Genomic DNA, 21,194 nt, shown 5'->3' on the forward strand with positions numbered 1-21,194 from the left:
TCTCTTGAGCATCGTTGAAACGAACAGCCGGGCGAGGCAGGGCAAACGCCGTGCCAACGCCCGTGTGAAGGCCGTTCTCGGCTTCGCCGTCACCGTCATCACCACCTTTCTGGGGTTGATGGCGGTCACATTTTTCATTGGCCGTGTGGTGCCGATCGATCCCGCATTGGCGATCGTCGGCGACCGCGCGCCTGCCCATGTGGTTGAGCGCGTGCGTGAGCAGCTGGGCCTCAACCTGCCGCTCTGGCAGCAGTTCTTTCTTTATCTGAAGCAGGCGCTTTCGGGCGATTTCGGCATCTCCGTCCTCACCACCAATCCGGTGATGGAGGATATCAAGCGGGTTTTCCCGGCAACCATAGAGCTTGCCACGATCGGTACCATCATCGGCGCCGTCTTCGGCATACCGCTCGGCGTGCTTGCCGCCGTCAAGCGCGGCAGCTTTGCCGACCAGGTGGTGCGCGTCATCGGCCTCATCGGTTATTCCGTGCCGATCTTCTGGCTCGGGCTTCTGGCGCTCCTCGTCTTTTACGCCCGGCTGCAATGGGTCGCTTATCCCGGCCGCATGGACATCGTTTACGAATTCACCTTCACGCCGGTCACGGGCTTTTTCCTGATCGACGCGATCTGGCAGCGGCAATGGGATGTGTTGTGGGACCTGTTCCGCCACATCATCCTGCCCGCCTCTCTGCTCGGTTATTTTTCGCTGGCCTATATCAGCCGCATGACGCGTTCCTTCATGCTGAACGAGCTCGCCCAGGAATATATCGTTGCGGCCCGCGCCAAGGGGCTTTCGGAAACCCGCATCATCTGGTTCCACGCGCTGCGCAACGCCGCCGTGCCGCTGGTGACCGTGATTGCGCTGTCCTATGCCGGTCTGCTGGAAGGTTCGGTGCTGACCGAAACCATCTTTGCCTGGCCGGGGCTTGGCCTCTACATCACCAATTCCCTGCAGAATGCGGATATGAATGCCGTTCTTGGCGGCACGATCGTGATCGGCGCCATCTTCGTCGGCATCAATCTCTTTTCCGATCTGCTCTACCGGACGCTCGACCCAAGGACGCGCAGCCGATGACGATTTCGACCGACACACTCAAACCCTATAGCCGCGAATGGCTGCTCTCCGACCGGCCGGCCTCGCGCAGGCAGGCGCGTCTTGGCCGGGCCTATGTAATCTGGCGGCGGTTTTCGGAAAACCGGCTGGCGCTGCTCGGCCTCGGCATCATTGTTGCGCTGCTGTTCGTCGCGCTGTTTGCCAATGTGCTGGCGCCGCACAACCCGGTGCAGGGCGATCTGCGCAATGCCCGGCTTCTGCCTCCGGGGACGGAAGGTTACCTGCTCGGCACGGACGATCAGGGGCGCGATATTCTCTCGCGCCTCATCCACGGTTCGCGGCTGACCCTGTTCGTGGTGCTGCTGGTGGCCATCATCGCGGCGCCCATCGGGCTCATCGTCGGCACCGTCTCGGGTTATGCCGGCGGCTGGGTGGATGCCGTTCTGATGCGCATCACCGATATCTTTCTGGCCTTTCCGAAACTGGTTCTGGCGCTGGCGCTGGTAGCCGCCCTTGGGCCGGGCATTGAAAACGCGGTGCTCGCCATCGCGGTGACGTCTTGGCCGCCCTATGCGCGCATCGCGCGCGCTGAAACCATGACCTTCCGCAATTCCGATTTCATCGCGGCGGTGAAGCTCATGGGGGCATCGCCCTTCCGCATCGTCCTGAAACACGTCATGCCGCTTTGCATGTCGTCGCTCATCGTGCGCGTCACGCTGGATATGGCGGGCATCATCCTCACCGCCGCAGGTCTCGGCTTCCTAGGACTTGGCGCGCAGCCGCCGCTGCCGGAATGGGGCGCGATGATCGCTTCGGGGCGTCGTTTCATTCTCGACCAATGGTGGGTCGCGGCCATGCCCGGCGTGGCGATCCTCATCGTCAGCCTCGGGTTTAACCTGCTGGGCGACGGGTTGCGCGATGCGCTTGATCCCAAGGAGGCGGGCCAATGAGTGCGCCGCTTCTGACCGTTCAGAATCTCCGCGTTTCCTTCCCCACCCGCACCGGGCTGGTGGAAGCCGTGCGCGGCGTGTCCTTCACGCTCGGGCGTGAGCGTCTCGGCATCGTCGGCGAATCCGGCTCCGGCAAGTCGCAGACCGGCCGCGCCATCATGGGGCTGACGCCGAAAAGCGCGCGCATCGAGGCCGATGCCCTGCGTTTCGGCGATATCGACCTGCTCAAGGCGTCCGCAAAGGAGCGGCGGATCATGCGCGGCAAGCGCATGGCCATGATCCTGCAGGACCCGAAATATTCGCTGAACCCGGTCATGACCATTGGCCGCCAGATCATGGAAACATTGCGTACCCATGAAAAGATCGGCGGCAGCGAGGCGCGTCAGCGCACGCTTGCCATGCTCGAAGCGGTGCAGATCCGCGATCCCGAGCGCGTCTTCGATCTCTATCCGCATGAGGTCTCCGGCGGCATGGGCCAGCGTGTGATGATCGCCATGATGCTGGTCTGCGGCCCGGAACTGCTGATCGCCGACGAACCCACCTCGGCGCTCGACGTCACGGTGCAGCTCGAAGTGCTCGACATTCTCGACAAGCTGGTGCGGGATCGCGGCATGGGGCTGATCTTCGTCAGTCATGATCTGAGGCTCGTCTCCTCCTTCTGTGACCGCGTTCTCGTCATGTATGCGGGCAAGGTGGTGGAAGAGCTTTCTTCCGCCAATCTGAAGGAAGCGAAACACCCCTATACGCAGGGGCTTTTGAACTGCCTGCCGGAAATTGGCGGCCACCGGCATCCTCTGCCGGTTCTGGAACGCAAGCCGGAGTGGCGCGCATGAGCATGGTTCTTTCTATCAGAGACATGGTGGTCGATTTCGACGGTTACATCGCGCTCGACAGCGTCAGCATCGATGTGGCCGAGGGTGAATCCTTCGGCATCGTCGGTGAGTCCGGTTCCGGCAAGTCGACCCTGCTGCGCGCTATTGCCGGCCTCAACCATTTCGACGAAGGCTCCTTGATGGTGGCCGGGCGCTCCTATTCCAGCAAGCATCGCGACAAGAGCTTTTATAGCGATGTGCAGATGGTGTTCCAGGACCCCTATGGTTCGCTGCACCCGCGCCAGACGGTGGATGCGCTGCTGCTGGAGCCGCTGGTCATCCACGGTCTCGACAATCGCGAGCAGCGCATTGCCCGGGCACTGGATGAAGTCGGCCTCGGTTCAGGCTTCCGCTTCCGCTATTCGCACCAGCTTTCCGGCGGCCAGCGGCAGCGTATCGCCATTGCCCGCGCGCTGATCGTCGAGCCGAAAATCCTGCTGCTGGATGAGCCGACTTCGGCGCTTGACGCCTCCATTCAGGCGGAAATCCTCAACCTGCTCGAACAGGCCCGCAAGGATCGCAACCTCACCTTCGTCATGGTCAGTCACGATCTCGGCGTCATCAGCCACATGTGTGATCGCCTTGCGGTGATGAAAAGCGGCAAGGTGGTGGAAATGCTGGAGGCTGAGGCGCTGGAAAGCCGCGAGTTCAGCGCTGATTATACCCGCCAGCTGCTGGTGGCGAGTGAGGGTTTCAAGCGCGTTTGATTTTGGCGTGAGGTTTGCCTCCCATTCTTCTCCCCGCCGGGGAGAAGATGCCCCGAACGGGGCATATGAGGGGGCAAGCTCTCCGAATATCTCCACCCTAGCCCCCTCATCCGGCGCTGCGCGCCACCTTCTCCCCGGCGGGGAGAAGAAACAAGCGGCGCGTTTTTTGCTTTCACGAGCGATCTTTCCGCGTGAAGTATTCTCTCGCCCCGCCTCGATGATATGCTGGCCCGCCACACCGGCCCACCCGAACAAGGTACCCACCCCATGCAATTGCGCGCCTTGATGTATTTCGATGAACTCGTTCGCACCAATTCCATGCGCGCCGCGGCGGAAAACCTGAATGTCGCGCCGACGGCGGTGAGCCGGCAGATCGAAAACCTCGAATATTATTTCGGTTCTCCCTTGGTGGAGCGCTCCAGCCGGGGTGTGAAGCTGACGGCAGCGGGGGAGCTGCTCGCCGCCCGCGCCGGCAAGACGCTGCGCGAACTCGACCATGTGCACCAGCTGATAGACGATCTCAAAGGCCTGCAGCGCGGCCGGGTCACGGTCTATGCCAATGGCGCGACGGTGGCGAACCTTCTGGCGCCGGTCTTGGCGCAGTTCAGCCTCAAATATCCGAAGCTGCGCTTCGAGGTGCATATTACCAGCGCTCGTCAGGCGATGGAGGCGCTGGGTGCGGCGGAAGCCGATCTGGTCGTCAGCCTGTTTGCGCCAAAACTATCGGGCGTGAAAGTGCGCTCGCGCACCCGCATCAGTTATGATGCCATCTTCCCCGCCGGCCATGCGCTCGCCGCGCAGGCGGAAGTCTCGCTGAAGGAACTGGCGGGCCTGCCGCTTGCCCTGCCGGACAAGAGTTTTGCCGCACGCCAGGCATTCGATACCCTGTTTGCCGATGCGGGCATCGAGCTTGATCCCGTCTTCATCACCAGTTCGCTGGAAATGCTGAAGGAGCTGGTGATGGGCCACGCCGCCGCCACGCTCCTACCGGCGCTTTCGGTGGCGCGTGAAATCCGCAGCGGCCAGATGGTCGCGGTTCCGCTCTCCGGCAAGAAGGGTATCCACACCCAGATCGATCTCTGTGTTGCTCCCGACCGGCAATTGTCCTTCGCCGCCTCCAAGCTTGCCGATTTCATCGAGCGCTTCATGCGTGAAGCGACGGCGGGGTAAGCAAGGCGGATGACTATCCGCGCGGAAGGTTGATTTCCATCCGCATTTCCGTGTAGCCATTTCAGCTACACGGAGCACACAAAAATCGAGATTGTGTGTGCGCCTGCAACATGACACTCTTTTTGCAACGGGTGGTCTTTGGAAGGGCAAAAATGCCCCGGCCGCCAGACAGGGGACAATGATGCCACGCATTTATCTTTCGCAGGCGGCAACGCTTTCGCGCCGCGCCGCGCTGGGCCTTGCACTGGGCACGGCGCTCTGGCTGCCGCTTTCGGTAACGACCGCAGACGCCGCTCCGAAAACCGCGCTGACGCTTGGTATGGCCGTCGAGCCCGCCGGTCTCGATCCGACCATCGCCGCCCCCGTCGCCATCGGCCAGGTCACCTGGCAGAATGTCTTCGAAGGTCTGGTGACGATTGACCGCGAAGGCAAGGTGAAGCCGCAGCTTGCCGAAAGCTGGGAAATTTCCCCTGATGGCAAGACCTACACCTTCAAGCTGCGCAAGGGCGTCACCTTCCATGATGGCGAAGCTTTCGATTCCTCTGTCGCCAAATTTTCGCTGGATCGGGCGCGTGGCGAAAGCTCGGTCAATCCGCAGAAGCGCTTCTTCGCCGCCATCGACAGTATCGAGACGCCGGATGCCGCAACGCTGGTGCTGAAGCTGAAGCAGCCGGCCGGCAGCCTTCTCTACTGGCTCGGCTGGCCGGCATCCGTGATGGTGGCGCCGAAAAGCGCTGACAATAACCGGACCACGCCCATCGGTACGGGCCCGTTCAAATTCGCGAACTGGGCCAAGGGCGACAAGGTCGAGCTGCAGAAGAACGACGGCTATTGGGACAAGGCCGTGGCGGTGAAGCTGGACAAGGCGACCTTCCGTTTTGTCTCCGACCCGCAGGCGCAGGCGGCGGCGCTGAAGTCAGGCGATATCGATGCCTTTCCGGAATTCGGCGCGCCGGAGCTGATGACCTCCTTTGAGGGCGACAAACGCCTTGGCACCTTCGTCGGCAATACCGAACTGAAGGTCGTGGCCGGCATGAACAATGCCCGCAAGCCCTTTGATGACAAGCGCGTGCGCCAGGCGCTGATGATGGCGGTGGATCGCGGCACCGTCATCGAAGGCGCATGGTCCGGTTTCGGCACGGCCATCGGCAGCCACTACACCCCGAATGATCGCGGCTACATCGATACGACAGGGGTGCACCCCTACGATGTCGACAAGGCGAGGGCGCTGCTTGCCGAAGCGGGTTATCCTGACGGTTTCAGCTTCACCATCAAGGCGCCGCAGATGGCCTATGCCCAGCGCACCTCGCAAATCCTGCAGGCGATGTTTGCCGAAATCGGCGTGACGATGACCATCGAGACGACCGAATTCCCAGCGAAATGGGTGGCGGATGTCTTGAAGGGTGCGGATTACGACATGACCATCGTTGCCCATGCGGAGCCGATGGATATCGATATCTATGCGCGCGATCCCTATTATTTCAATTACAGGAACCCGGCCTTCAACGAGGTCGTCGGCAACGTCGAAAAGACGGCGGATGCGGCCCAGCAGGAAGCGCTTTACGGCGACGCCCAGAAAATCCTCGCAGAAGATGTGCCGGCACTTTACCTTTTTGTCATGCCGAAGCTCGGCGTGTGGGACAAGAAGGTGAAGGGGCTCTGGGAAAACGAACCCATTCCCTCGAATGTGCTGACGGATGTGCATTGGGAAGAGTGACGTTTGTCGTGAATGGCGGGGCGCACTCCTCTCCTCCACCTCGTTCCTGTGCTCGTCACAGGAATCCAGCCAGCCCAAGTTCTTGGGTTGAGGGGAGTCTTTCCGCCGCGCAGACGCGCGTCGACTGGATCCCTGTGACAGGCACAGGGATGAGGGAGGAATGCGCGGGATGACAACAAATCTTACCACGATATTCGGCTACGAAACCATGCAAGGAGCAGATGCCAGATGTTAGCCGTCCTCATCCGGCGTCTCGTCAGCCTCGTTATCACGCTGTTTGCCGTTTCCCTCATCATCTATCTCGTCATGGGTCTGCTGCCGGGCGATCCGGCGGCAATCATGCTCGGCACGTCCGCCAGTCCGGATACGCTCGCCGCGCTGCAAAAGCAGATGGGCCTCGATCAGCCGCTGCCGCTGCGTTATCTCCACTGGCTCGCTGGCGTGTTTCATGGCGATCTCGGACAATCCTATACCTATGGCGTGCCGGTGGCGGGGTTGATTGTCGAGCGGCTTGCCGTCACCCTGCCGCTTGCGCTGCTGGCCGTCTGCCTTTCGGTCGCCATCGCCATTCCGCTCGGCGTTGCGGCGGCGAGAAGCCGCAACGGGCCGGTGGATTTCGCAGCCGGGCTGTTTTCCCATGTCGGCATTGCCGTGCCCGGTTTCTGGGTCGGGCTGCTGCTCATCATCGTCTTTTCCACGACGCTCGGCTGGATGCCATCAGGCGGCTTTCCCGGCTGGACACCGAGTTTTTCAGCGGGTCTTACGGCGCTCATTCTTCCGGCGGTTGCCCTGGCGCTGTCGCAGGCGGGCGTTCTCACCCGCGTCTGCCGCTCCGCCGTGCTTGAGGTGATGAACGAGGATTTCGTGCGCACCGCCCGCGCCAAGGGCCTGAGCGAGCGGGTGGCGCTGTGGCGGCACGCGGTGCCGAACGCCATGATCCCCGTTGTCACCATGATCGGCCTGCAATTCACCTTTCTCATCGCCGGCGCGGTGCTTGTCGAGAATGTCTTCAACCTGCCGGGCCTCGGGCGGCTTGCCTATCAGGCGCTGACCCAGCGCGATATCGTCGTCATGCAATCCGTCGTGCTGTTTTTTTCGGCGCTGGTGATCATCATGAATTTCGTGGTCGATATCGCCTATCTCCTCATCGATCCCAGACTGCGGGCAGGTGCGCGATGATGCGATTGATCCGCCGCCGCCCCGCCTTTGCCGTCGGCATCGCCGTCACGATCTTTCTGGTCGCCATCGCACTGCTGTCGCTGGTCTGGACGCCGGTGTCCCCCACGAAGATGCAGATCGTCCAGAAGCTGAAATCACCGTTCGTCTATGGCGGCCTCGGCACGGATCATTTCGGCCGCGACGTGTTGTCCATGCTGATGGCGGGTGCTTGGAACTCGCTGTCCACCTCCATCGCCGCCGTTGCCATCGGCGCATCTATCGGCACGGCCATCGGCGTTGCGGTCGCGGCGCTGCGCGGTTTCACCGAAACCGTGGTCATGCGCGTCTGCGATATCATTTTCGCCGTGCCGCCGATCCTGTCGGCGATGATGCTCGGCGCCTTCATCGGCACGGGGCGCTTCACCGCCATCATCGCCATCGCCACCTTCATGGTGCCGGTCTTCGCCCGGCTGACGCTGGGGGCGGCGCTGCAGATATGGTCGCGGGAATATGTCACCGCCGCCACCAGCATCGGCCAGAACCGCGCGAGAATCACGCTTTTCCATATCGTGCCGAATATTTCCAACCAGATCATCGTGCAGGTGACGATCCAGCTCGGTCTTGCGATATTGACGGAGGCAGGGCTTTCCTTCCTCGGTCTCGGCATGCCGCCGCCCGCCGCCACCTGGGGGCGGATGCTCGCGGACGCTCAGACCTATCTTGGCGTGGCGCCCTGGCTCGCCATCATGCCCGGCCTGGCGATTGCGCTTGCCGTCTTCGGCCTCAACCTTCTCGGCGATGGGCTGCGCGACCTGCTGGACCCGCGCGATACTAGCTGACCGCCCAAGAAAGCTGTCGCCCCTATTTCCTGTTTTTCTGACGAGACGAAGCTGATGACCGATCTCATAGACCTCAACACGCTCGAAATCCTGGCGCTTTACCGGGATAAGAGGCTTTCGCCATCCGAATATTGGCAGGCGGTGGAGGCTCGTATCGAGGCGTTCGAACCGGTCGTGAACGCGCTTTACGCCTATGATCCGGAGGACGCACGAAGGCAGGCGCTGGCCGCGACGGAGCGCTGGCAAAAGGGTGAAACGCGTGGGGCCCTTGATGGAATTCCGGTATCGCTCAAGGAATTGATCGCCACGAAAGGCCATCCCGTTCCGCTTGGCACCAAAGCGGTGGAACTGGTGCCTGCGGTTGAAGACGCGCCGGTGGCCGCCCGCTGCCGCGAGGATGGCGCGATCCTTTACGCCAAGACGACCTGCCCGGATTACGGCATGTTATCATCAGGCCTTTCCAGTTTTCACAAGCTCAGCCGCAACCCGTGGGACCCGACACAGAACCCCGGCGGCTCCAGCGCCGGTGCGGCCTCTGCCGGTGCTGCGGGTTACGGCACGCTGCATATCGGCACGGATATTGGCGGCTCGGTGCGGCTGCCGGCGGGGTGGACGGGATTGTTCGGTTTCAAGCCAAGCCAGGGCCGCATTCCCGTCGATCCCTATTATACTGGCCGCTGCGCCGGGCCGATGACCCGGACCGTCATCGATGCCGCCTATGCCATGGCCACGCTTTCCCGCCCCGACTGGCGCGACGGCACCGCGCTGCCGCCCAACGATATCAACTGGATGGACCTCGATATCGACGTGAAGGGCCTGAAAATCGGCCTGATGCTGGATGCCGGCTGCGGCCTGCCGCTGGAGGAAGAGGTGCGCGATGCCGTGCTCTCCGCCGCCAAACTGTTCGAAGAGGCAGGCGCCACTGTCATTCCGGTCGAGCCGGTGCTGACGCGGGAGATGCTGGATGGGCTGGATGATTTCTGGCGGGCGAAGTTCTGGGGCGATATGGCGGCGCTGAGCGCAGACCGCCGCGCCGCGATCCTTCCCTATATTCACGAATGGGCACAGAAGGGGGCGGATATTTCCGGCGCACGCGCCGTTTTCGGTTTCAACCAGACCATGGAAATGCGTAAGCTCTGCGGGCGGTTGATGCAGTTGGTTGATGCGGTGATTTCACCCGTCAATCCCATCGTCTCCTATCCGGCCGACTGGGCCTCGCCCACCAATGATCCCGCACGGCCCTTTGAACATATCGCCTTCACCGTGCCGTGGAACATGTCCGAACAGCCGGCATCCTCGATCAATTGCGGTTTCTCGAAATCGGGCATGCCGATCGGCCTGCAGATCGTCGGCCCGCGTTACGAAGATCTGTTCGTGCTGAAGCTTTCCAGAGCCTTTGAGACCTGGGGCGGCGGTGTGCGTCGCTGGCCGGAGCCGCCGCGGGGTGGCTGACCGCGCCTTTATCGACCATGTAGTATTGCCATAATACCCGCATCCGCGCCCGGCCTGTTACGTTGCCCAAAGGCATTCGAAAACGGGAGGAGCAAACATGCCGAAGAAGATTTTGATGATCGCCGGCGATTTCGCCGAGGATTATGAGACCATGGTGCCGTTCCAGACGCTGCTTGCGGTCGGCCACACGGTCCATGCCGTCTGCCCCGGCAAGAAGGCGGGCCAGACGATCGCGACGGCCATCCATGATTTCGAAGGCGACCAGACCTATTCGGAAAAACGCGGCCATAATTTCGCGCTCAACGCCACCTTCGCCGATATCAAGGTTGCGGATTATGATGCGCTGGTCATTCCGGGCGGCCGCGCGCCGGAGTATCTGCGGCTCAATGCGGATGTGCTTGCGGTGGTGAAACATTTCTTCGAGGCTGACAAGCCGGTGGCCGCCGTCTGTCACGGTGCGCAATTGCTCGCGGCTGCCGGCGTTTTGAAGGGCCGCACCTGCTCGGCCTATCCCGCCTGCCGTCCCGAGGTCGAGCTTGCCGGCGGCACCTATGCCGATATCGCCATCGATGCGGCCGTTACTGACGGCAAGCTGGTGACCGCCCCTGCATGGCCGGCGCATCCGGCATGGCTTTCGCAATTCATGGCGGTGCTCGGCAAATAAGACCTGCGAAACGGGGCTTTTTCCAGCCCCGTTTCCCGTTTATCTTTTGAAGCGTGGTGAGGGAGGAAACCATGTGCAAGCTTTTCATCAAGGCAGACCCGGCGCTTTGGGAAAGCCATACGCGGTCGCTGAGGATCGATGGCATGGTCACCAGCGTCCGGCTCGAGAATTTCTTCTGGACGACGCTGGACGAGATCGCGCGACGGGATGGCATGAACAGCGTGCAGCTTATCGCCAAGCTTTATAATGAATCGATCGACGCCGGGCATGATCTCGGCAATTTCACCTCGTTTTTGCGGGTCTGCTGCGGGCGTTATCTTGCGCTTCAGCTTTCCGGCGATATTCCGGCGCGCAGCGATATCCCGATTGCGGCACTGGATGCGGACAGCATCCTTGAGGCGGAGCAGGTGAATTACCACTAGGCGGTCACAGTACACTCGACGTCATCCTCGGGCTTGTCCCGAGGATCTGCCGACGTATCGTTTTTTTCGACGTGATTAGATCTTCGGGACAAGCCCGAGGATGACGTGGGAATGGTTCCACGATTCCCCTCTCTCGCATATCTTCTCAGCTCTTCAGCGCCCTCGGGTCGAGCGCATCACGCACGGCGTCGCCAATGTAATTGACGCTCAGAACCGTCAGCGAAATCGCCAGTCCCGGCCACAGCACACGCGAGGGCGTCAGCTGCAGGAAGTTGGCGCCGTCGAACAGCAGCCGTCCCCAGGTCGGGAAGTCGGACGGAAAACCGAGGCCGAGGAAGGACAGCGCCGATTCCGTGATGATGGCCGAGGCGATGCCGAGCGTGGCCGAAACCATGATCGAACTCAGCACATTCGGCAGAATATGCCTGAGGATGATGCGGTATTCGCGCATGCCGCTCGATTTCGCCGCCATGATGAATTCCTGGCTTTTGATCGTCAGCACATCGCCGCGCACGATGCGCGCGGTATGCATCCAGCTGGTTATCCCGATCACGAAAACGATGAGGATGAAGATGCCGGTTTCCGGCCCGAAGGCGGCGCGCAGCGTATCGCGAAACAGCATGAGGATGACGAGCAGCAGCGGCAGCAGCGGCAGGGCGAGGAACAGGTCGGTGAGCCGCATCAGCGGCCCGTCGAGCCTGCGGAAATAGCCTGACAATACCCCCACCAGCGTGCCGAGAAACAGCGCCAGCAACATGGCGGTGATGCCGACGGCAAGCGAGATGCGCCCGCCGGCCAGAACCTGCGCCAGCATGTCCTTGCCGAGATTGTCGGTGCCGAAGGGATGCGCCAGCGACGGCCACTGGTTGCGTTCCTTCACGTTGATGACGTTGGGCGCAACGGTGTGGATATAGGGGCCGACATAGACCGCAAGCAGGATGAAGATGAAGACAAAAAGCCCGGCAACGCCGCCCTTGTGGACGCGGAACTGTTTCCAGATATCGGCAAGGGCGGATTGTGTTGGGGTGGCCGCAACCGTCGGTGCTGTAATGGTGGCGTCAGTCATAGCGGATCCTCGGGTCGAGAATGCCGTAAAGCACGTCGGCAATCAGGTTGAAGAGCACGATCAGCACCGCGAAAATGAAGGTCAGCGTCTGCACCAGCGGAATATCCGCGCCCTGAACGGCGGTTATCAGCAATTGGCCAAGCCCGTTCACGCGGAATATCTGCTCGGTGATGATGGCGCCGGAAAAGATCGTCGGCACGCCGAGTGCAATCACCGTCACGACCGGGATCAGGCTGTTGCGCAGGACGTGAACGAGCAGCACGGATTTTTCCTTCACGCCCTTTGCTCTTGCGGTGCGCACATAGTCCTGATGCAGATTGTCGAGCATGGAGGCGCGCACGAAGCGGCTGATCTGCGAGACATTGTAGAGGGTCAATACCAGCACCGGCAGGAACATCTGTTTGATCTGCGCCACAAAGCTTCCCCAGTCCGTTACCTGCAGATTGGTGTCATAGACGGAAGGGAACCATTGCAGGTAAGAGCTGAAGATCACCACCAGCAGCACGCCGGTGAAGAAGGTCGGCACCGAATAACCGACCATCGAGACGAAGGTGCCGATCTGGTCGAAGATCGAATATTGCTTGTAGGCGGAAATGACGCCGATCGGGATCGCCAGAAGCGCGCCGAAGAGATAGGCAAGGCCCACCACCCAGAGCGTTTGGGGCATGCGCTGGATGACGAGATCGACCACCGGGCTGCGCGTTGCCCAGGACAGCACGCGCATGCGATTGCCGTCGCCGATCTGCCAGCCGGTCAGCTTTTCGAACAGGTTCAGCGGCTCATTGATGAAGAATTGCTGCAGCCAGAGCAGGTAGCGGATGAAGAACGGCTGGTCGAGGCCGAGCGAGGCGCGGATCTGTTCGCGCACTTCGGGCGGAATGGTCAGCGGCAGGTCGCCGGTCGGATCATTCGGCGCAAGATCGAGCAGGGCGAAGATGACGAAGCTGATGACGAGCAACGTCGGTACGGCAAAGGCAAGCCGCCGGAGCGTAAAGGTAAACATCGGAAAGTCTCCAGACCGTCAGGGTCTCGCAAAACGAGCGCGGCCGCCCTTTTTGGGGCGACCGCGCATTTGCGTGTTACTTTTTGCGGGACCAGTCCGCGACGTTCCAGAGTTCCGAATCCCAGGCATTCATGCGAACGCCTTCGAGTGTCAGTGAGTGCGAGGAGACGCTGCCGCGGTGGATGAGCGGAATATGCGCGCCTTCTTCCGTCAGCATGTCGTTTAGCTGTTTGGCGATTTCCCCTCGCTTGGCAAAGTCCGTCGTCCTGGAAAGGACGCCCACCAGCTTGTCGAATTCCGGATTGCAATAACGCGGAACATTCTGGCCCTGCCAGCCGTTTGCGGGGGCAGGGATCTTGTCGCAGAGCCATTCCGCCAGATATTTTTCCGGGTCGGTGCCGTCGAAATTGTTGGTGTACATTTCAACGTCGGCATAAAATTTCTGGAAGGTATCCGGGCTTGCCGGATCGCCGCCGAAGAACACCGAGGCGCTGACATTGCGCAGTTCGGATGCAACGCCGATCTGCGACCACATGTCCTTCACCAGTTCCTGCGCTGCCTGGCGAACGGAGTTGGTGGAGGTCTGGTAGAGGAAGGACAGCTTCACGCCGTTCTTGGCGCGGATGCCATCGGCGCCCTTCACCCAGCCTGCATCGTCGAGCAGCTTGTTTGCACCTTCCAAATCCTGCTTCAGGCACCAGCTGTCGTTTTTCGTCGAAGCGACAGCCGCCGGGGCCGGCACGATGTTGCAGGTCGGCTTGCCCGCCTCGCCATAACCCGTCTCATCGATGATGTCGCGATCGATGGCGAGCGAGAGCGCACGGCGCACGGCCGGGTCGGAAAGGGCCGGATGCGGACCGCCCTCCTTGGTGGAGCGCTTGTCACCCAGCGCAGGGTCGGCGTTGTACCAGTTGAGATTGATACGCTCGACCTGCGTGCCGAAGGCGGTTTCCAGCTTGCCCTTGCCGGCGGCCACCATGGTCGCCAGAATTTCCGGCTCCACCTGCATGTTCCAGGCGTAGTCGAATTCGCCGGTTTCAAGAACGGCACGCGCAGCGGATGCCGCGTCACCGCCGCCCTTCAGGGTCGCCGTGGCGAAAGCGGGCTTGGCGGGATCGCGATAATTGGGGTTGGCGACGAAGCTGATGACGTCGTTCGGCTTGAAATCCTTGACCACAAAGGGGCCGGTGCCGATGGGGCCGAAATTGGCGGATGTGCAGCCGGGAGCGGCGGCGCCCAGGCAATTTTCGAACTGCTTCTTCTGGATGACGGGCGATTGCGCGCCGACAAATGCCGAGTAGGGGTAGGGCTTGGGTTCAGTGAAGCTGATCTTGACGGTATGGGCGTCGATGGCCTCGACGTTTTTCACGCCCTCATATTGCGCCGCCTGCGCGCAGCCGCCATCCGGTGCTTTGCAATATTTCCAGGTGAAAATCACGTCGTCAGCGGTCAGCGGCGTGCCATCAGACCATTTGATGTCGCTTTTCAGCTTCCACGTCATGCTGAGCAGGTCCTTTGCGACGCCGCCATTATCGACCGTCGGGATCTCGCTCACCAGCATCGGCACCAGCTCGCCTTTTTCGTCGTAGCGCGCCAGAGGCTCGATTACCATGGACGAGCTATAGATTTCCTTGGTGCCTGCGGAAAGATAAGGGTTCAGTGTCGATACAGCCTGCCAGAACAGGATTTTCAGTTCGCCGTCACTGCCGCGTTCGGCATGGGCGGCAGAGCCTGCCAAGGCCATCGCCGCCACCGTGCTGGCAAAGAGAATGCTGCGCTTCTTCATTATGTTTTCCCCTTTTTTGGATTTTATCTATTTGAATGTTTGACGCTTTTCCTGTCGTCATGCGCAAGGTATTTTATTGTAAGTATTTGATTTTACTAAGTAATATCCATGCGATCCAGATGATGCTATTGTCAGTTTTTTTGAAAAGCAAGCCCCAAAGTCTTATTGATGAACAAAATTTGAGCCATTCGCCTTCTGGCCTATTTTTCGTTCATTCAGCAAATTTCACACTTGCAAAAGGAGAAATTCCAAACGCAATATGTTTTCCGACAACCCGGCGGGGAACAAAAAAGGGAATAAAGAGAATGCCGATATTGAACCGTGTGGCTGAAATGCAGGAAGACGTTGCCGGCTGGAGACGCCATCTGCATGAGCACCCGGAACTGCTCTATGATGTCTTCGAAACATCGAAATTCGTTGCCGAAAAACTGAAGTCCTTCGGCTGCGATGTGGTCGAGACCGGCATCGGCAAGACCGGCGTGGTCGGCATCATCAAGGGGCGGCATGGGGATGGCCCGACCATCGGTTTCCGCTCCGACATGGACGCGCTGCCGATCCTTGAGACCAGCGGCAAACCCTGGGCCTCGAAGACGCCCGGCAAGGCCCATTCCTGCGGCCATGACGGGCATACCGCCATGCTTCTGGGTGCGGCGCAATATCTGGCCGAGACCCGCAATTTCAAAGGCTCCGTCGCGGTCATCTTCCAGCCGGCGGAAGAGGGCGGGGCAGGCGCGCTCGCCATGCTGAACGACGGCATGATGGAGAAATTCGGCATTTCGCAGGTCTATGGCATGCATAACGAGCCGGGCATTCCGGTCGGCCAATTCGCCATCCGCAAGGGTTCCACCATGGCGGCGGCGGATAGTTTCGAGATTGTCATCACCGGCAAGGGCAGCCATGCGGCCGCGCCGCATCTTTCCATCGATCCGGTGCTGACCTCGGCGCATATCATCATCGCGCTGCAATCCATCGTCTCGCGCGAGACGGACCCGTTGAAATCGCTGGTCGTCACCGTCGCCACCACCCATGGCGGCACGGCGGTCAATGTCATTCCGGGTTCGGTGACGCTGACGGGCACAGTGAGGACCCTGCTGCCGGAAACCCGCGATTTTGCCGAAAAGCGGCTGAAGGAAGTGGCCACCGCCACGGCAATGGCGCATGGCGCCAGCGTGGAGGTGAAATATCATCGCGGATATCCCGTCACCTTCAACCACAGTGACGAAACCGAATTTGCGACCGGTGTGGCCATGGGCATTGCCGGCGCGAACGCCGTCAACACCAATCCCAACCCGCATATGGGTGCGGAAGATTTCTCCTACATGCTGGAAGCCCGCCCCGGCGCCTTCATCTTCATCGGCAACGGCGACACGGCCGGGCTGCACAATGCGGCCTATGATTTCAACGACGAAGCCCTGCCTTACGGCATCAGCTACTGGGTTTCGATGGCCGAAACCGCACTTGCTGCATAAGACACCCGGCGGCCTTCATGGCCGCCTTCTGCTTTTCAGGAGATCGGCATGCTTTTGGCGGCAACATCCATGGAACAGACCGGCGGTTCGGTAAGCCCGGTTCTCTCGGTTCAGAATCTCACCACCTCCTTCCGCGTCGATGACGGCTGGAAATCCGTGGTGCGCAACATGAGTTTCGAAATCGCCCCTCGCGAGACGGTGGCGATCGTCGGCGAGAGCGGTTCGGGCAAGAGCGTGACCTCGCTCTCCATCATGCGGCTTCTTGATAAAAAAACGAGCCGCATCGAGGGCAAGGTCATGCTTGGCGGGCGCGACCTGCTGGCCCTTCCGGAAGAGGAGATGCGCAAGGTTCGCGGCAAGGATATCTCGATGATTTTCCAGGAGCCGATGACCAGCCTCAACCCGATCTTCCCGATCGGCAAGCAGATCGCCGAGGCGCTCACCGTGCATCAGGACATTTCCTCCTCCGCCGCCAAGGCCGAGGTCATACGCCTTCTGGAAAAGGTCCGCATTCCCAATGCGAAGAACCGTTTCGATGATTATCCGCACCAGTTTTCCGGCGGCATGCGCCAGCGCGTTATGATCGCCATGGCGCTGGCCTCCAAACCGAAGCTCCTGATCGCCGACGAACCGACGACGGCGCTCGATGTGACCATTCAGGGCCAGATTCTCGACCTCATCAAGCAATTGCAGGAAGAGGAGGGCATGTCGGTCCTGTTCATCACCCATGATATGGGCGTGGTGGCGGAAGTGGCTGACCGCACCATCGTCATGTTCCGCGGCGATGTGGTGGAAACCGGCACCACCGACGACATCTTCCATCGCGGCCATCACCCCTATACGCGTGCCTTGCTTTCGGCGGTGCCGAAGCTCGGCTCGATGAAGGAAAGGGTGCTGCCGGCGCGTTTCCCGATCATCGATATCAAGACCGGCGAGAGCCAGCCTGTGGTCGAGGTGAAGGATACAGTTTCCGGCGGCAAGACGCCCATTCTCTCGGTCAGGGATCTGACGACCCGCTTCGATATCCGCTCCGGTCTTCTTGGCCGTAAATCCGGCGCCGTGCATGCGGTGGAGAAGGTCTCGTTTGATCTCGCTGAAGGCGAAACGCTGTCGCTGGTCGGCGAGAGCGGCTGCGGCAAGTCCACCACCGGGCGCTCGATCACCCGGCTGATCGAGCCGACCTCCGGCAATGTCACGCTTGACGGTTACGAGGTGCTGAAACTCGACAAGACAACGTTGCGCACCATGCGCCGCAGCGTGCAGATGATCTTCCAGGACCCCTTCGCCAGTCTCGATCCGCGCATGAGCATCGGCACGGCGATCATGGAGCCCTTCGTTGAACATCGTCTCGGCGCCAAGCAGCAGGCGCGGGAAAAGGCGGCCGATCTTCTGGAAAAAGTGGGTCTCAGCCCCGATATGATGCGGCGCTTCCCGCATGAATTTTCCGGCGGCCAGCGCCAGCGCATCGCGATTGCCCGCTCGCTGATGCTCGATCCCAAGGTCATCGTCGCCGATGAGGCCGTTTCGGCGCTTGACGTTTCGATCAAGGCGCAGGTCTGCAACCTGCTGCTCGACCTTCAGCAGAGCCTCAATCTCGCTTTTCTGTTCATCTCTCACGATATGGCGGTGGTGGAACGCGTCAGCCACCGGGTGGCGGTGATGTATCTCGGCGAGATCGTCGAAATCGGCCCGCGCGCGGCGGTCTTCGACAATCCGCAGCACCCCTATACGAAAAAACTGATGTCGGCCGTTCCGGTGCCGGACCCGGCGCGGCGGCAGATCAGGCGCAACATGGCGACGGACGAGATCAAGAGCCCGATCCGGCCGGTGGATTATGTGCCGCCTCAGCGCCATTACCGCGAGGTCTCGGCAGGGCATCTGGTGCAGGAAGCGGCTTGATCGAGCCGTGCTGGCTTAGGGCTGACGCTGGTAAGGGACCGGGCGGTTACCGCTTGTTTCTTCTCCCCGCCGGGGAGAAGGTCGCGGCAGCGGGATGAGGGGGCAAGGGTGCGATCCATCGCTGACGTTGCCCCCTCATCCGACCCTTCGGGCCACCTTCTCCCCGGTGGGGAGAAGAAACATGCCGCATCGCCGCGCCAGATGATTTTACGCTCGTCGAGCGGTTCCTTTCGCATCCTCCCGTTTGACAGGCAGCCAGAAAAAATGCCAGCAAATGCGCGAGCATAATTCGAAAAGGGCGGCGGCATGGCCAGACGAAACGACGCACATGGACGGCTGGACGATGCGGCACGCGCCGGCTGGCTTTATTATGTCGCCGGCCGCACACAGGATGAGATCGCCGCCGCCATGGGCATTTCAAGGCAGTCGGCGCAGCGGCTGGTGTCGCTGGCCGTCGCCGAGCGGTTGATCAAGGTCCGGCTCGACCATCCTATCGCCGCCTGCCTCGAAAAGGCCGAGCGCCTTAAGGAAAAATTCCACCTTAAATATATCGAGGTGGTGCCGAGCGATCCCGCCGGCGTCTCCTCCACGGTGGGCATCGCCGAGGCCGGAGCGGCCGAGATCGAGCGCTGGCTGAAAAACGCCGATCCCATCGTGCTCGCCATCGGCACCGGCCGCACGCTGAAGGCGGCGGTGGACCAGTTGCCGCCGATGGAGTGCCCGCAGCACCGCATCGTGTCACTGACAGGCAATATCGGCCCGGATGGATCGGCCGCCTATTACAACGTCATCTTCAGCATGGCCGACGCCATCAAGGCGCGGCATTTCCCTATGCCTCTACCGGTTCTTTGTTCGTCGGCGGAAGAGCGCGAGCTGCTGCACGATCAATCCATGGTCCGCTCCACGCTGGCGCTCGGCGCTGCCGCCAACGTCACCTTCGTTGGCGTCGGTGAACTCGGTGAAAACGCGCCGCTCTGCGTTGATGGTTTCCTCGGTGTCGATGAGATGAAGGCCTTGATGGCAAGCGGTGCCGTCGGTGAGATTTGCGGCTGGATGTATGATGCCAATGGCCGCATTCTCGAGCATTCCGTCAACGAGCGTGTCGCCTCCGTTCCCATCCCGTCCAGAGAGACCTGCACGGTCATCGGCATGGCGCAGGGCGCGCGCAAGAACGCCTCGATTCTGGCAGCGCTGAGAGGTGGTCTGTTGAACGGTCTCATCACCGACGAAGCGACAAGTGAATATTTGCTCACGCATTGAGCAAAAATTAATCACATAAAATCAATGGCTTGGTTTTTCCATGTGCGTCGCAGCACAGGATGTTGCTTGACATTTTTGCTCTGCGGGTGAGTAAATGCCCCAGAGCAAAGCGAATGCTCATCATTTTTCTTCTGGGAGGAAGATATGACATTGAAGACCATTTTGCTGGGCGCATGCTCGGCACTCGCCTTTACGACCCTTGCTTCCGCCGAGACGCTGACCATCGCCACCGTCAACAATGGCGACATGATCCGCATGCAGGGGCTGACTTCCGACTTCACGGCAAAGAACCCCGACATCAAGGTCGAATGGGTCACGCTTGAGGAAAACGTCCTGCGCGAGCGCGTGACGACCGATATCGCCACCAATGGCGGTCAGTACGACATCATGACCATCGGCAACTATGAAGTGCCGATCTGGGCCAAGCAGGGCTGGTTGCTGCCGCTCGAAAAGCTCGGCGACAAATACGACGTGGACGACATTCTGCCGGCAATTCGTGGTGGTCTCTCCGCCGAAGGCAAGCTTTATGCAGCGCCCTTCTACGGCGAATCCGCCATGATCATGTATCGCAAGGACCTGTTCGAAAAAGCCGGTCTGAAGATGCCCGAAAACCCGGCCTGGGAATTCATCGGTGACGCCGCCCGCAAGATTACCGACCGCAAGGCCGATATCAACGGCATGTGCCTGCGCGGCAAGGCCGGCTGGGGCGAAAACATGGCCTTCATCAGCGCGCTCACCAACTCCTTCGGCGGCCGCTGGTTCGACGAGAACTGGAAGCCGCAGTTCGATCAGCCGGAATGGAAGAGCGCGCTGCAATTCTACGTCGATCTGATGAAGGATGCCGGACCGTCGGGCGCGTCCTCCAACGGCTTCAACGAAAACCTGACGCTGTTCCAGCAGGGCAAATGCGGCATGTGGATCGACGCCACGGTGGCCGCTTCCTTCGTGTCCAACCCGAAGGACTCGACGGTTGCCGACAAGGTCGGTTACGCGCTGTTCCCGACGCATGGTGAGCTGAAGAACCACGGTAACTGGCTGTGGTCGTGGAACCTCGCCATCCCGAAGAGCTCGCAGAAGGCGGAGGCCGCCGAAAAGTTCATCGCCTGGGCAACCAGCAAGGACTACACCACGCTTGTCGCTTCCAAGGAAGGCTGGGCAAACGTGCCTCCGGGCACCCGCACCTCGCTTTACAAGAACGCCGATTATGAAAAGGCAGCCGCCTTCGCAAAGCCGACGCTTGCCGCGATGGATGCCGCCGATATCACCAAGCCGACTGTAAAGCCCGTGCCTTACACCGGTGGCCAGTTCGTGGCGATCCCTGAATTCCAGGCGCTCGGCACCACGGTTGGTCAGCTGTTCTCGGCGGTCGTTGCCGGTCAGTCCAGCGTCGATGATGCGCTTGCGGGCGCCCAGTCGACAGCAACGCGTGAAATGACCCGCGCCGGTTACATCAAGTAATCCTCCCGAAGATCGCTGCCCGGCGCCAATGCCGGGCAGCGAACTCTCCGGGCCGGAAGCCGCGATGCGGCTTTGATGCCTTTCAAATCAAAACAAGAATGAGCCGGTTCTTCCGGATATGCCGGGCGCATCTCATGATGCCCGGGCCCAAGGGGAGGTGAGTGTAATGGCAACCCGAAACACGAGCGGTCTTGCGCGGGTGATGCTTGCGCCATCGGTGCTGCTGCTTCTGGTGTGGATGATCGTGCCTT

18 protein-coding genes are annotated in these 21,194 nt (G+C 60.8%); 15 read left to right on the forward strand and 3 right to left on the reverse strand.

The window, feature by feature from the left end:
• Nucleotides 1-4 precede the first annotated feature (4 nt).
• The 11 genes from WDZ78_RS18125 (at nt 5) to WDZ78_RS18175 (ending at nt 11,002) form a co-directional block, all read left to right on the forward strand.
• The gene (locus tag WDZ78_RS18125) at nt 5-1,072 is read left to right on the forward strand and encodes an ABC transporter permease (protein WP_003499026.1); all 1,068 of its coding nucleotides are present in this window, start codon (nt 5-7) and stop codon (nt 1,070-1,072) included.
• The gene (locus WDZ78_RS18130) at nt 1,069-2,001 is read left to right on the forward strand and encodes an ABC transporter permease (RefSeq protein ID WP_425673810.1); all 933 of its coding nucleotides are present in this window, start codon (nt 1,069-1,071) and stop codon (nt 1,999-2,001) included. The genes WDZ78_RS18125 and WDZ78_RS18130 overlap by 4 nt, the downstream gene beginning before the upstream one ends.
• Nucleotides 1,998-2,834, forward strand: coding sequence for an ABC transporter ATP-binding protein (locus WDZ78_RS18135; protein WP_003504759.1), 837 nt, complete (start codon nt 1,998-2,000; stop codon nt 2,832-2,834). The genes WDZ78_RS18130 and WDZ78_RS18135 overlap by 4 nt, the downstream gene beginning before the upstream one ends.
• Nucleotides 2,831-3,580, forward strand: a complete 750-nt coding sequence (locus WDZ78_RS18140; protein ID WP_425673811.1) for an ABC transporter ATP-binding protein — start codon at nt 2,831-2,833, stop codon at nt 3,578-3,580. The genes WDZ78_RS18135 and WDZ78_RS18140 overlap by 4 nt, the downstream gene beginning before the upstream one ends.
• A 267-nt stretch (nt 3,581-3,847) precedes the next feature.
• The gene (locus tag WDZ78_RS18145) at nt 3,848-4,750 is read left to right on the forward strand and encodes a LysR family transcriptional regulator (protein ID WP_026363647.1); all 903 of its coding nucleotides are present in this window, start codon (nt 3,848-3,850) and stop codon (nt 4,748-4,750) included.
• Between the two features lie 181 nt (nt 4,751-4,931).
• Nucleotides 4,932-6,467: an ABC transporter substrate-binding protein gene (locus WDZ78_RS18150; protein ID WP_026363648.1), complete on the forward strand. Its 1,536-nt coding sequence runs from the start codon at nt 4,932-4,934 to the stop codon at nt 6,465-6,467.
• Between the two features lie 228 nt (nt 6,468-6,695).
• Nucleotides 6,696-7,646, forward strand: coding sequence for an ABC transporter permease (locus WDZ78_RS18155; RefSeq protein WP_020010375.1), 951 nt, complete (start codon nt 6,696-6,698; stop codon nt 7,644-7,646).
• Complete coding sequence (locus tag WDZ78_RS18160; protein WP_020010376.1) at nt 7,643-8,464, forward strand: ABC transporter permease; 822 nt, start codon at nt 7,643-7,645, stop codon at nt 8,462-8,464. The genes WDZ78_RS18155 and WDZ78_RS18160 overlap by 4 nt, the downstream gene beginning before the upstream one ends.
• A 54-nt stretch (nt 8,465-8,518) precedes the next feature.
• A complete protein-coding gene (locus WDZ78_RS18165) occupies nt 8,519-9,916 on the forward strand; it encodes an amidase (protein ID WP_020010377.1) in 1,398 nt (465 codons plus the stop codon).
• Nucleotides 9,917-10,013: 97 nt separating this feature from the next.
• Nucleotides 10,014-10,580 (forward strand): DJ-1/PfpI family protein, encoded by a 567-nt coding sequence (locus tag WDZ78_RS18170; protein WP_020010378.1) that lies wholly within the window; start codon nt 10,014-10,016, stop codon nt 10,578-10,580.
• Between the two features lie 71 nt (nt 10,581-10,651).
• A complete protein-coding gene (locus WDZ78_RS18175) occupies nt 10,652-11,002 on the forward strand; it encodes a ribbon-helix-helix domain-containing protein (RefSeq protein WP_020813240.1) in 351 nt (116 codons plus the stop codon).
• 145 nt (nt 11,003-11,147) lie between these two features.
• On the opposite strand, the gene WDZ78_RS18180 is transcribed toward WDZ78_RS18175, so the two are convergent.
• The 3 genes from WDZ78_RS18180 to WDZ78_RS18190 form a co-directional block, all read right to left on the reverse strand.
• Nucleotides 11,148-12,068: an ABC transporter permease gene (locus tag WDZ78_RS18180; protein WP_020010380.1), complete on the reverse strand. Its 921-nt coding sequence runs from the start codon at nt 12,066-12,068 to the stop codon at nt 11,148-11,150.
• A complete protein-coding gene (locus WDZ78_RS18185) occupies nt 12,061-13,071 on the reverse strand; it encodes an ABC transporter permease (protein WP_425673812.1) in 1,011 nt (336 codons plus the stop codon). Before WDZ78_RS18185 ends, WDZ78_RS18180 begins: the two co-directional genes overlap by 8 nt.
• 76 nt (nt 13,072-13,147) lie before the next feature.
• Complete coding sequence (locus WDZ78_RS18190; protein WP_425673813.1) at nt 13,148-14,857, reverse strand: peptide ABC transporter substrate-binding protein; 1,710 nt, start codon at nt 14,855-14,857, stop codon at nt 13,148-13,150.
• Nucleotides 14,858-15,162: 305 nt separating this feature from the next.
• Here WDZ78_RS18190 and WDZ78_RS18195 point away from each other — a divergent pair, with 305 nt between their 5' ends.
• From WDZ78_RS18195 to WDZ78_RS18210, 4 genes are all read left to right on the forward strand, one after another.
• Entirely contained in the window at nt 15,163-16,326 is a 1,164-nt protein-coding gene (locus WDZ78_RS18195) for a M20 aminoacylase family protein (RefSeq protein WP_026363649.1), read from the forward strand.
• A 48-nt stretch (nt 16,327-16,374) separates the two neighbouring features.
• Entirely contained in the window at nt 16,375-18,225 is a 1,851-nt protein-coding gene (locus WDZ78_RS18200; protein WP_425673814.1) for an ABC transporter ATP-binding protein, read from the forward strand.
• A gap of 306 nt (nt 18,226-18,531) precedes the next feature.
• Entirely contained in the window at nt 18,532-19,485 is a 954-nt protein-coding gene (locus WDZ78_RS18205; protein WP_003510491.1) for a sugar-binding transcriptional regulator, read from the forward strand.
• Between the two features lie 144 nt (nt 19,486-19,629).
• A complete protein-coding gene (locus WDZ78_RS18210; RefSeq protein WP_425673815.1) occupies nt 19,630-20,943 on the forward strand; it encodes an ABC transporter substrate-binding protein in 1,314 nt (437 codons plus the stop codon).
• Nucleotides 20,944-21,194: the final 251 nt, after the last annotated feature.

It is taken from the genome of Agrobacterium sp. M50-1, from assembly GCF_049843495.1.
In the GTDB taxonomy this organism is placed as follows: Bacteria; Pseudomonadota; Alphaproteobacteria; order Rhizobiales; family Rhizobiaceae; genus Agrobacterium; species Agrobacterium radiobacter.